The following is a 12,377-nucleotide window of genomic DNA, read 5'->3' on the forward strand; positions in this document are numbered from 1 at the left end:
TTTTTTAATTTAGATCAATTTAGTCATGATTACTTGGATACAATGAAATGAAAGCCAGCAAACTTTTTCAAAACTTAAACTTAGGCCCTTATGTTTTGCAAAACCGTATTGTATTGCCACCATTAACGCGGTCGCGCAGTACTCAGCCAGGGAATATTCCAAATGAATTGATGGCAACCTATTATCAACAGCGTACCGGGGCAGGATTTATGGTCACCGAAGGTACGCAAATCGAGCCACGTGGTCAAGGCTATGCTTGGACTCCCGGTATTTACAGTCCTGAACAGATTGCTGGATGGCGTAAAGTGACGGAAGCAGTGCATGCTAAAGGAGGCATTATTTTTGCACAACTTTGGCATGTTGGGCGTGTTTCACATACATCTTTGCAACCCAATCATGCATCACCGGTCGCGCCTTCGGCTATTGGGGCTGATAGTAATGTTAAAGTCTTTATTGAGACCGGGCCCAATGCGGGGGCCTTGGCTGATCCTTCCATGCCACGTGCTTTAAGCAATGCAGAGGTTAAAGAATTAGTGCAACTCTATGCTCAAGCAGCACGCAATGCCTTGGCTGCTGGTTTTGATGGGGTTGAAATTCATTGTGCAAATGGTTATTTGGTAAATCAATTTATCTCTGCACATAGTAACCACCGTGAAGATGAATATGGGGGATCACTAAACAATCGTTTGCGTTTTTTACGTGAAGTAGTACAGGCAGTTGCTGAGGTGGTTGGTGCAGATCGTTTAGGAGTGCGTTTTGCCCCGCTATTTGAAAGTACAGAGGAAGATCGTGTTTACATGGGGTTGGTTGAAGATGATCCACATGTGACTTATATTGAAGCCATAAAAATACTTGAAGAAGTTGGGATTGCCTATTTATCGATTGCAGAAGCTGATTGGGATAATGCACCAGAACTTCCTCATGATTTTCGTAAAGATGTCAGAGACACTTTCAGTGGTCGGATTATTTATGCAGGTCGATATACGGCAGAAAGAGGGACTCGAATTTTAGAGGCAGGGCTGGCCGATTTAATTGCATTTGGACGCCCATTTATTGCGAATCCAGATTTACCCGATCGCATCGCCAATGGCTGGCCATTGAATGCAGTAGATGCAAGCACTATGTATGGTGGGACGGAAAAAGGCTATATTGATTATCCAGCTTACGCAGATTAATATTGACTTAATGAGTTATTTTGCCAACCTTTGTGGTTGGCAAAATAACGACTTAGGATTGCTGTTGCCAGCACAATTTCTTCTTAAAACAGGCTCTTAAAATTTTTTAGCTGTGTAATGAGCCAACCTGCCAGTGGGAAAGAAATCAGTTGCGTTACTGGCACTAATACTATGACTTCAATCAACACCATCATCGGGAAACTTTGATGCTGAGTAATTGGCTTTAATAAAGTGAGTACCAGTAATAGTGTGGGATATAAGCCTAAATATCCGACTAAAATACGAGTCATGAGGGCTTTAGAAGGAGAATTCATTGTGCGCTATACTCATGGATTGTAAATTGATCTAATAGCAACACATTAATAAGTAATTATTGGGCTGCTGTCATTAATTATGTAATTGATATTTAATCTAATTTTTATGAATCTTCACTTTTTAATAGAAATTTAGTTGCTCTCAGAGCTTGATGTAATGGTGTTTTATCTTTTTGCAACTTACTCAGTAATGCTGCACCTAACCACATTTGGTAAAGTACTTGTGCCAACGTCGAGGCCTCAGTATCTGCTTGGATAGACTGATCCTGTTTTCCCAAATCAATTAAACCAGCAATACGTTCGATTACATCATCGACGCCAGCGGACATAATGGAGCGCATATCTTCAGATAGATCGGCAACTTCTGCGGCAAGTTTCACAATTAAACAGCTATCCGCCCAACCACACTGTGTTTCAGGATCTTCTATCCATAAATTAAAATACTCAATCAGCTTTTGATAAGGGGATTTATCGCTACGCCATACATCATTTAAACGGACTTGGTAATTGTCTACATAATGCTGTACCAATTCACATCCGAAAGCTTCCTTGGATTGGAAATAATGATAAAACGAGCCTTTGGGGATCTCACAGCTCTGTAAAATTTCCTGTAATCCTACACCGGTAAAACCTTTATGCAAAATCAGGTCTGAACTAGTGTTAAGAATGTGTAAGCGTTTCGCTTCAGACTTTTTAATAGGATTAGGCTTCATATTAATTATTTACTCTATTGTAAAAAATAGACCAGTCGTATTGTTTTTTAGTATAACTCATCTACAATGGTTGTAAAGAAATTTTAATCATAATTTTTGATTGTGAAGAGAAATACTTCTAAATAAAACATGGAGTTATATTTGTGAAAACAGTTATTAATCAACGCATCGTTTTAGCTAAACGGCCAGTGGGTGAGCCAAAACACAGCGATTTTCGTATTGAGCAAATTGAGCTCAATGAACTTAAACAAGGCGAGATATTGTTAAAGACCATTTACTTGTCACTCGATCCTTATATGCGTGGTCGCATGAGTGATGCTCCTTCATATGCAGCACCGGTTGAAATTGGCGAAGTGATGGTCGGTGGAACAGTCAGTCAAGTGGTGGCCTCTAAAAACCCAAAATTTAAAGAAGGCGAGTGGGTTCTTTCCGGAAATGGCTGGCAGAGCTACGCAATTTCTAATGGGTCTGCCTGTCAAAGCTTAGGTATGCAACCTGAACATCCATCTTGGGCATTGGGTATTTTGGGAATGCCAGGATTTACTGCTTATATGGGGTTGTTGGACATTGGCCAGCCTAAAGCTGGTGAAACTTTGGTCGTTGCAGCTGCAACAGGACCTGTTGGTGCTACGGTTGGACAGATTGGCAAACTTAAAGGTTGTCGCGTGGTTGGCGTCGCAGGTGGGGCTGAAAAATGTCGTTATGCAGTAGAAGAACTCGGCTTCAATGCTTGTATCAATCATCATGATGAAAATTTTGCAGAACAATTACAACAAGCAGCTCCCAACGGTATTGATATTTATTATGAGAATGTGGGGGGTAAAGTGTTTGATGCTGTATGGCCATTGCTTAACTCTGCGGCACGTGTACCGGTGTGTGGTGTGGTTTCCCAGTATAACGCTACCGAGCAAGCACAAGGGCCAGACCGTTTACCGGGCTTTATTTCTACCCTTTTAAAAAAACGTATTCGCATGCAAGGCTTTATTATTTTTGATGATTATGGCAGTCAGTATCCGGAATTCTATCAGCAAATGTCTGAATGGTTGAAAGACGGAAAAATCAAATATAAAGAGCATATGGTGCAAGGTTTAGATAACACGATCAATGCTTTCAATGGTATGTTGAAAGGCGAAAACTTTGGCAAAGTCGTTGTAAAAATTTAAAAAAATAGGAATTATCATGATTACACTACATCATTTAGATCAATCACGTTCTTTTCGCATTTTGTGGTTACTTGAAGAAATCAAGCAGCCTTATGAGCTGAAACGCTATTATCGTGACTCAAACACGCATTTGGCCCCTGACTCTTTAAAAACCATCCATCCTTTAGGGAAATCTCCAGTATTGGAATGGGATGGCAAAGTTATTGCAGAGTCAGGCGCAATCGTTGAGTTATTAATTCAGAAACTTGCGCCGCATTTAGGACCTGATATGGATGAACCTACCTATGTCGATTATCTACAGTGGATTCATTTCTCAGAAAGCTCTGCCATGCTGCCATTTTTATTAAAAACGTTTAATGCGATTGAAACCAAGCAGGGTACGAAGTTGGTATTTCTAGAAAATTATACCCAAGTTGAGTTCGATAAAGTATTTAGCTATTTAAATGAATATTTAAAAGATAAAGAGTTTCTAGTGGCAGACCGTTTAACCGGTGCTGACTTTATGATGGGCTTTGGACTACATGCTTTAGTTTATCATATGGGACAAGGTGAAAATTATCCCCATATCCAACGTTATGTAGCAGGTTTAAGCCAACTACCTAGCTGGCAAGCCGCAGTACAAATTGAACAAAATGGTGTGAAAAGTCAAAAATAGCAAGATTGATTTTTAAGGCAATTGAGAAAAAGAATCGTGATTGTCAAGTACAGCTAGTTATAAAATAAGCTGACACATATTTAAGTAAACGCCTAATGAATTTCATCGGGCGTTCTCTATTTTAAAGATAAGGAATTACCATTATTTAAGACAAGTTGCGCCTGTTCTTCCACTGTAAATTCCTATCAAAAGAGCTTGAATATCGTGACGGTTACGTTGAAAGATATAATCAACTTTTGAAAGAAAGAAACGTGGCTAACGCACAGCAAGATTAAATTATTCCTCGGGGTCTTAAACAAGTAAACTACATCATTTTACTAACATAAACACATATACGTAAAAATCAGGCCCCGTTTAACTGGCAATAGTTTTTGAACTCTTGTATAAAAGCTTAAAAGAATCTAGCAAGTCTTTATTTAATGTTAATATTCATCCAGTATTGAGGTTTTTTATCTTTTCTTGCCTGTGATCTAGGTTGTAATACTCTAATTTCATACTCACCTGAAGCAGGTAAAATATAAATACCATTATCATCAAGCTCTGGAGAATATTCTCCAAGATTGATGGAGTCTTTTAATTGATTACCCCTGCTCTCAGCATGGCTGTTGGCAATCATAAACCATCTCGAAAATTAATCGTTCACTCGGACAGAGGAAGCCAATATTGCAGCCATGAATATCGCAATATGATTGAAAAATATGGATTTCAGGCTTCGATGAGTAAAAAAGGCGATTGCTACAATAATGCACCAAATCAAATGGCAGAGGACTTTTACAAGTTGCCTGCCTAGAATCTCCTAAGTAAGAGTGTCCTGTTAATCCAGCAAACATCAATTCCCGATAAGCCGAAAAGTCCGAAGCAAAGAGATAAATTGAGTTTATAAAACTAGGTGTTTCCCCCCCCCAAAAAAAAGCCACTGGATTTCCACCTATGCCTATACAACTCTAAATCTGCTACAATTACGCCAATTTTGAATTCCCACTTTTTCAGTTTTAGTACATATTTAGAAATGTGTACATAACTGTGTACATATTGTAGATTTTTCTTATGTTTAAAGATGAATTAGCTAGAGAAGTAAAGGCTCGTAGAACCTTTGCCATCATTTCCCACCCCGATGCGGGTAAGACCACCATGACAGAAAAACTGTTGTTATGGGGTAAGGCCATTCAGGTTGCTGGTATGGTAAAAAGCCGTAAGTCTGACCGTTCTGCAACGTCTGACTGGATGGAAATGGAAAAAGAACGTGGTATCTCGATTACCACGTCGGTGATGCAGTTCCCTTATAAAAAGCACACCATTAACTTACTCGATACGCCGGGGCATGAAGACTTCTCGGAAGATACCTATCGTACCTTGACCGCAGTGGACTCTGCCTTAATGGTGATCGATGGTGCAAAAGGTGTCGAAGAACGTACCATTAAATTGATGGAAGTGTGTCGTATGCGCGACACACCAATCATTTCATTTGTGAACAAAATGGACCGTGAGATTCGTGAGCCTTTAGAGTTGCTCGATGAAATTGAAAATGTCCTGAATATTCGCTGTGTTCCAATCACATGGCCTTTGGGTATGGGACGTGATTTTGCAGGTGTTTATAACTTGCTTGAAAACAAACTGTATGTCTATAAAGCAGGTTTTGGCTCAACCATTACCGATATCGAAGTTCGTGATGGCTATGACCATGCCGATATTCGTGAAAAAGTAGGTGAGTTGGCATGGGCTTCCTTTGAAGAATCACTTGAATTGGTGCAAATGGCAAATGAACCATTAGACCGTGAGTTATTCTTACAAGGTAAACAAACTCCTGTATTGTTCGGTACAGCATTGGGTAACTTTGCGGTTGACCATGTCTTGGATACCTTTATTAATTGGGCACCAGAGCCGAAGGCACATCCAACGCAAGAACGTATTGTGGATGCCAATGAAGAAGGCTTCACAGGCTTCGTGTTTAAGATTCAGGCAAATATGGACCCGAAACACCGTGACCGTATTGCCTTTATGCGTATTTGCTCAGGTAAATATGAAAAAGGCTTGAAAATGAATCATGTACGTATTGGTAAAGATGTCCGTATCAGTGATGCATTGACTTTCCTTGCGGGCGAGCGTGAGCATTTGGAAGAAGCTTGGCCGGGCGATATCATTGGTTTGCATAACCACGGTACCATTCAGATCGGTGATACCTTTACCAGCGGTGAAAATCTTCATTTCACAGGGATTCCACACTTCGCACCTGAAATGTTCCGTCGTGTTCGCTTAAAAGATCCGTTGAAATCGAAGCAATTGCAAAAAGGTCTGAAAGAGTTATCTGAAGAGGGTGCAACTCAGGTCTTCATGCCACAAATCAGTAATGATCTGATTGTCGGTGCTGTCGGTGTGTTACAGTTTGATGTGGTCGCTTATCGTTTAAAAGAAGAATATAAAGTGGACTGTATTTATGAGCCTGTCAGTGTACATACGGTTCGTTGGGTGCATTGTGATGACGAAAAGATCCTGAATGAGTTTAAGAAAAAAGCGCATGATCAACTTTCAGTTGATGGCGGTGGCCACTTAACTTATCTTGCACCAAGTCGCGTAAACTTGCAGTTGATGCAAGAGCGTTGGCCAGACATTCAGTTCCGTAACACACGAGAACACTAAGATAGACAAAAACAGCTTCTAATTAGAGGCTGTTTTTAATTGAATAATCAGAAAATAAAGGATGATGTGATGAACACTTTAAAACCACTTTTTGCTGTCAGTGTATTGATTGGAATGATGGCTTTAACCGCATGTGATCATCCTAAGAAAAATGAGACTGGTGCCGCTCAAAGTAAAGAACAAGTAGCTTTGTCTGCCGAAAAAGCCGAAGTTCTACCTTATTTAAATATGAAAGAAGCCAAGGCAGATTATGCTTTGCCATTTTGTGAAAAGAAAAATTGTATTGATGTCGATATTCAAACAATTAAAACCCAAGATGATTGGCTGAATGCGTGGATTGCGAAAAATCAGGCCAACGTGATTCAACAGCAGATTGAGTTAAATAAGAATCTAACCTTGCAACAAGCGATTAATGCCTATGTAAAAAAATCGGATGAATGGCAGGATAAATATTCTAAAAACAAGGCTTATGAACTGCATTTAAATACCCGAATTGCCTCACAGCGAAATCAATATGTATTGTTGCAAGTTGGGGTAAATGCGCAGCAAGAGGATATTGCAGTTAAAGATCGTTTCTATTTCTTTGTCGCAGATCGCAGGCTACAAAAAAGTGTCAGCGTCTTAGACGTGATTCAAAAGAATCAGCAAAATGCATTAAACGAAATTATTCAGACGCATTACCAACAATGGATTGAGAAGCAATCTTCAGAAGTGAAAAAGCAGCTACCGAAAAAATTGTATTGGGGGCAGGCAGATTGGTTCTTTGATGGTGAGGGCATTGGATTACATTATCGTGCCAACGAAATTAGTAAGGATGCACCACAGTTGGATATTTATCTCAGCACTGAACAAAGTAAACAGATGCTACAAGCTGAAATTTACCAGCAAATGTTCTAATCAGATTGAGTACAAGATTTTTGAGATTCGTATAGAAATTGCATGCACTGCTAGCGGTTTTGTATGAAGTTCGATAGCATTTAAAAATCTTGTGTAATAACAATGCTGATAGGTTTTAAATGAAAACAATTGCTAAATACAGCGTGCTTGCTTGTGCAATTCTACTTGCTGCTTGCCAACCGAAATCAGAACCTAAAGAATCACAGGATAAACCGACAGATCCACCAGCGGCACAGCAAGCTGCCGAACCGATTTTGCGTGGTGAAACGGTGAAGCTACAGGTGACGCTACCTGAATGTAAAGGTAATACCTGTCCAGATTTTACTGTTGAACGATTACAAAGTAATTTCCCATTCATTGACCAGTTACTGGATCAGCAGATTCTCGATCAACTGAGTAAAATGCTCGATGTCGTTGATGCCGATGCTTCAGCAGCATCTATACCAAAAACGACTGAGCAAAAAACAGGTTTAGATGCTCAGGCACAAGCCTATGCCAATGCCTTTGTTAAAATAGATGATGAGTTAAAAGCACTGAGTAGTAGTCATCAGATCAGCTTGATGGTTAAGCCAAAGATTTTACAACCGAAAGGCCAGCTAGCAACCGTAGTGTTGAATAGCAGCAGTTATTTGGGGGGAGCGCATGGTTCAACCTCACAACGTTACTATAACTTTGATTTAGCGAACCAAAAACAGATTCAATTGCACGACCTATTATTGCCGAAGCAAAAAGCAACTTTAGACAAACTGGCGCATGAAGCTTTTAAAGTGTGGATTGTCGATTCAAAACTCGCAACAGATCCGAAAGAATATGAACAGGCTTGGCCATTCCAAGTCACCGATAATTTCTTATTGGGTGAACAGGGTTTAATTCTGCAATATGGCGAATATGAGATTGGTCCTTATGTTGTCGGTTTACCGCGGTTAGTGATTCCATTTAGTGAATTGCAGGGTGTTTTAAAACCTGAATATTTACCAAAAATTGATACGCCAGCAGCATCTACGCCTGCTGCAAGTACGCCAAGTCAAAGTTAATGCAACTGTTCGATACCCATACCCATTTTGATGTTGCCGATTTTGATCATGATCGGCAACATCTGGCTGAGCAAGCAAAACGGGTTGGGGTCGATGCTTTGGTGTTAATCGGTTTTGTTGAGTCTAGATTTGATGAACTGATTCATACCCATCAACAATTACAGGCTTGGGGCAAGGTGCCAATCTCTTATCTGGCGCCAGGCTTACATCCATTTTATATCGAACAACATCAGCCAGAACATTTACAGCAGCTTGAGCAAGTCTTACAGCAGCATGACTGTGTGGCTGTAGGTGAAATCGGTTTAGATACTTTTTTAAAACAGCATAAACAGCCCGAACTGTTTGCCAAGCAACAACATTATTTTATTGAGCAACTTGTATTGGCAACTCAATATCAAAAGCCTGTGTTATTACATATCCGTAAGGCGCATGCAGAAACCATTGCCATTTTAAAAACACAAAAATTCAAATTAGGTGGCATTGCCCATGCGTTTAGTGGTGGCGTCGAAGAAGCCAAAACCTTGGTTAAACTGGGCTTTAAAATTGGGGTGACAGGACAAATCACCAATCCAAATGCCAAAAAACTGCATCAAGTGGTACAAGCGATAGGCAGTGAAAATTTGGTGATTGAAACAGATTGTCCAGATATGACGCCGTTGTGTTGCCAAACTTCAACCGAGCATCGCACACGTAATACCCCAGTCAACCTACCCTATGTTCTGGAAAGTTTGGCTCAGACCCTTGACCAGCCTGAGTTGCAGCTGGCTGCACAATTATGGAAAAACTCATTGGCTGCGTTGCGACTTAAATTTTAAGAGAATAAGCAAATAATCTCGTTAAAAATAAGATACTAAAAGGGAACACATGCTTTTCTAAACAGGGGTACATTAAAAGAACAATTTGATAATAAACAACCAGCCAATACTGGGAGGGTAACCTTATGGCCAGATATAGCAAAATCAATAGTTTCAATGCATTACAAACACTCACCGTCGGTTCGACATCCTATCAAATCTATAGTTTAGCGCGAGCAGCTGAAACACTTGGCAATATTGATAAATTGCCAAAGTCTTTAAAGGTTTTGCTAGAAAATTTACTCCGTTTCGAAGATCAAAAAAGTGTAAAAGTGGAGCATATTCAGGCCTTGGTTGATTGGCAGAAAACCAAAAGTTCTGATCAGGAAATTCAATATCGTCCTGCACGGGTGTTAATGCAGGATTTCACTGGTGTTCCAGCAGTGGTCGATCTGGCTGCGATGCGTGCCGCAATGTCTCAAGCAGGCGGTGATCCTAACCTGATTAATCCTTTGTCACCCGTTGATCTGGTCATTGACCATTCGGTGATGGTTGATCATTTTGCTGATGAAAATGCCTTTGCCGAGAATGTTGAAATTGAAATGCAACGCAATGGTGAGCGTTATCAATTCCTGCGTTGGGGACAATCTGCATTTAATAATTTTAGTGTGGTGCCACCCGGTACAGGGATTTGCCACCAAGTCAATTTAGAATACTTAGCGCAAGCGGTCTGGTTAGGTGATGATGAAGGTCAGGTTTTTGCCTTTCCAGATACCTTAGTTGGAACAGATTCACATACCACCATGATCAATGGCCTTGGTGTACTTGGTTGGGGTGTGGGTGGTATTGAAGCCGAAGCAGCGATGCTCGGGCAGCCTGTATCCATGTTGATTCCAGAAGTGATCGGATTCAAACTCACAGGCAAATTGAATGAAGGCATTACTGCGACCGATTTGGTTCTGACCATTACCCAAATGCTGCGTCAAAAAGGCGTGGTGGGTAAATTCGTTGAATTTTATGGTGATGGTTTGGCTGATTTACCATTGGCTGACCGTGCCACGATTGCAAATATGGCACCTGAATATGGAGCAACCTGTGGTTTCTTCCCGATTGATGACGTGACATTGGGGTATTTAGCCCTAACTGGTCGTAAACAAGAACGCATAGATTTAGTCGAAGCCTATAGTAAACAACAAGGATTGTGGCGTCATGCAGGCGATGAACCTGTATTTACCGATACCTTGAGTCTGGATATGAGTACCGTACAAGCCAGTCTGGCTGGGCCAAAACGTCCACAAGATCGGGTTTTGTTGGGTGATGTTCCGAAAACATTTAATGCATTGATGGAGCTGAATTTAAAACCTGCGAAAGAAGCCAAAGAACGTTTAGAGAATGAAGGCGGCGGAGGTACGGCTGTTGAAGCCAAGAAAGCGAATTTAGCGCATGAAGAACCTTCGTGCACCATTGAAGGTAAATCTTATCCATTGAATCATGGTGATGTGGTGATTTCCGCGATTACCTCATGTACCAACACTTCCAATCCAAGTGTCATGCTGGCAGCAGGTTTGCTGGCGAAAAAAGCCATTGAAAAAGGTTTGCAACGTAAACCGTGGGTGAAAAGTTCATTGGCACCGGGTTCTAAAGTGGTGACCGATTATTTAGCGGCGGCAGGCTTAACACCGTACTTGGATGAGTTGGGTTATAACTTGGTCGGTTATGGTTGTACCACTTGTATCGGTAACTCTGGGCCTTTACCTGAACCGATTGAAGAAGCAATTCAATGCCATGATCTGAATGTGGCTTCGGTGCTTTCAGGTAACCGTAATTTTGAGGGACGTGTCCATCCATTGGTAAAAACCAACTGGTTGGCGTCTCCACCTTTGGTCGTGGCTTATGGTTTAGCGGGGAATATCCGTACTGATTTAACCACGCAACCAATTGGACAAGGCAAAGATGGACAAGATGTTTATTTGAAAGACATTTGGCCAAGTCAGTTTGAAATTGATCAAGTACTGCAAAAAGTGAATACCGACATGTTCCATAAAGAATATGCAGCAGTATTTGATGGCGATGCAACTTGGCAGGCGATTCAGATTCCACAAAGCCAAACTTATGCGTGGCAAGATAATTCGACTTATATTCGCCATCCACCATTTTTTGAGGAAATTAATCAGCCTCCGAAAGCCATTAGCAATATTGAACAGGCGCGCATCTTGGCGGTATTGGGCGACTCAGTCACCACCGATCATATCTCTCCAGCAGGGAATATCAAGAAAGACAGTCCGGCAGGTCGCTACTTACAGCAGCAGGGAGTTGAACCGAAAGATTTCAACTCTTATGGTTCTCGACGTGGTAATCATGAAGTGATGATGCGCGGGACTTTTGCCAATATCCGGATCAAGAATGAAATGCTGGATGGTGAAGAAGGTGGCAATACCATCTTTATTCCAACGGGTGAAAAGTTGGCGATCTATGATGCATCCATGCTGTATCAGCAACAGAAAACACCGTTGGTGATTATTGCAGGTAAGGAATATGGAACGGGTTCGTCACGAGACTGGGCGGCAAAAGGGACCAATCTCTTAGGCGTTAAAGCGGTCATTGCTGAAAGTTTTGAACGGATTCATCGTTCGAATCTGGTCGGCATGGGCGTCTTGCCATTGCAGTTTATAGATGGGCAAACACGTCAATCCTTGAACCTCACTGGCCGTGAAGTACTGTCGATTCATGGATTATCTGATGATATCCAACCACATCAAACTTTGGATATTCAGGTAGAACGAGAAGATGGTAGTCAAGACCAATTCAAAGTGTTATGTCGTATTGATACCTTGAATGAGGTGGAATATTTTAAAGCAGGTGGTATCTTGCATTATGTATTACGAAATCTGATTGCTGCATAACGAAACACACTCTTAAAAAAAAGATGAAAGCTGGTCTTTCATCTTTTTTTGTTTGAATTTCAAACATTCAGCGTTAAGGTAATCAGGCCCGA

Annotated in this window: 10 protein-coding genes and 2 pseudogenes; 9 read left to right on the forward strand and 3 right to left on the reverse strand. The window is 41.0% G+C overall.

Going from position 1 to position 12,377, the window contains the following annotated elements; genetic code table 11:
• The first annotated feature begins 47 nt into the window (after positions 1-47).
• Positions 48-1,175 carry an alkene reductase gene (locus F885_RS19805; protein ID WP_005206923.1) on the forward strand — a complete coding sequence of 376 codons (1,128 nt, stop codon included), beginning with the start codon at positions 48-50 and terminating at the stop codon, positions 1,173-1,175.
• A gap of 83 nt (positions 1,176-1,258) precedes the next feature.
• Here F885_RS19805 and F885_RS19800 read toward each other — a convergent pair whose 3' ends face one another.
• A complete protein-coding gene (locus tag F885_RS19800; RefSeq protein ID WP_005206927.1) occupies positions 1,259-1,489 on the reverse strand; it encodes a hypothetical protein in 231 nt (76 codons plus the stop codon).
• Positions 1,490-1,593: 104 nt separating this feature from the next.
• Positions 1,594-2,202 carry a TetR/AcrR family transcriptional regulator gene (locus tag F885_RS19795; protein WP_005093648.1) on the reverse strand — a complete coding sequence of 203 codons (609 nt, stop codon included), beginning with the start codon at positions 2,200-2,202 and terminating at the stop codon, positions 1,594-1,596.
• A 143-nt stretch (positions 2,203-2,345) separates the two neighbouring features.
• On the opposite strand from F885_RS19795, the gene F885_RS19790 reads away from it, so the two are divergent.
• Together F885_RS19790 and F885_RS19785 are read left to right on the forward strand one after the other, a co-directional pair.
• The gene (locus F885_RS19790) at positions 2,346-3,365 is read left to right on the forward strand and encodes an NADP-dependent oxidoreductase (RefSeq protein WP_005206929.1); all 1,020 of its coding nucleotides are present in this window, start codon (positions 2,346-2,348) and stop codon (positions 3,363-3,365) included.
• 16 nt (positions 3,366-3,381) lie between these two features.
• Positions 3,382-4,020, forward strand: coding sequence for a glutathione S-transferase family protein (locus tag F885_RS19785; RefSeq protein ID WP_005206931.1), 639 nt, complete (start codon positions 3,382-3,384; stop codon positions 4,018-4,020).
• Positions 4,021-4,432: 412 nt separating this feature from the next.
• Here the strand turns inward: F885_RS19785 and F885_RS19780 are convergent.
• Positions 4,433-4,612, reverse strand: a pseudogene (locus F885_RS19780) (hypothetical protein); the annotation flags it as partial.
• Here F885_RS19780 and F885_RS0119985 point away from each other — a divergent pair.
• The 6 genes and pseudogenes from F885_RS0119985 to acnA all read left to right on the forward strand — a co-directional run.
• A pseudogene (locus F885_RS0119985) lies at positions 4,598-4,771 on the forward strand (DDE-type integrase/transposase/recombinase); the annotation flags it as partial. The pseudogenes F885_RS19780 and F885_RS0119985 overlap by 15 nt on opposite strands.
• 296 nt (positions 4,772-5,067) lie before the next feature.
• Positions 5,068-6,657 (forward strand): peptide chain release factor 3, encoded by a 1,590-nt coding sequence (locus F885_RS19775; protein WP_005312123.1) that lies wholly within the window; start codon positions 5,068-5,070, stop codon positions 6,655-6,657.
• A 69-nt stretch (positions 6,658-6,726) separates the two neighbouring features.
• Positions 6,727-7,554, forward strand: coding sequence for a hypothetical protein (locus F885_RS19770; protein ID WP_005312125.1), 828 nt, complete (start codon positions 6,727-6,729; stop codon positions 7,552-7,554).
• Positions 7,555-7,673: 119 nt separating this feature from the next.
• The gene (locus tag F885_RS19765) at positions 7,674-8,588 is read left to right on the forward strand and encodes an RsiV family protein (protein ID WP_005312127.1); all 915 of its coding nucleotides are present in this window, start codon (positions 7,674-7,676) and stop codon (positions 8,586-8,588) included.
• A complete protein-coding gene (locus tag F885_RS19760) occupies positions 8,588-9,403 on the forward strand; it encodes a TatD family hydrolase (protein WP_005312129.1) in 816 nt (271 codons plus the stop codon). The genes F885_RS19765 and F885_RS19760 overlap by 1 nt, the downstream gene beginning before the upstream one ends.
• Before the next feature lie 125 nt (positions 9,404-9,528).
• Positions 9,529-12,285 carry an aconitate hydratase AcnA gene (gene acnA, locus F885_RS19755; protein ID WP_005312130.1) on the forward strand — a complete coding sequence of 919 codons (2,757 nt, stop codon included), beginning with the start codon at positions 9,529-9,531 and terminating at the stop codon, positions 12,283-12,285.
• Positions 12,286-12,377: the final 92 nt, after the last annotated feature.

Origin of the sequence: Acinetobacter higginsii (assembly GCF_000369845.1) — a bacterium.
GTDB lineage: Bacteria > Pseudomonadota > Gammaproteobacteria > Pseudomonadales > Moraxellaceae > Acinetobacter > Acinetobacter higginsii.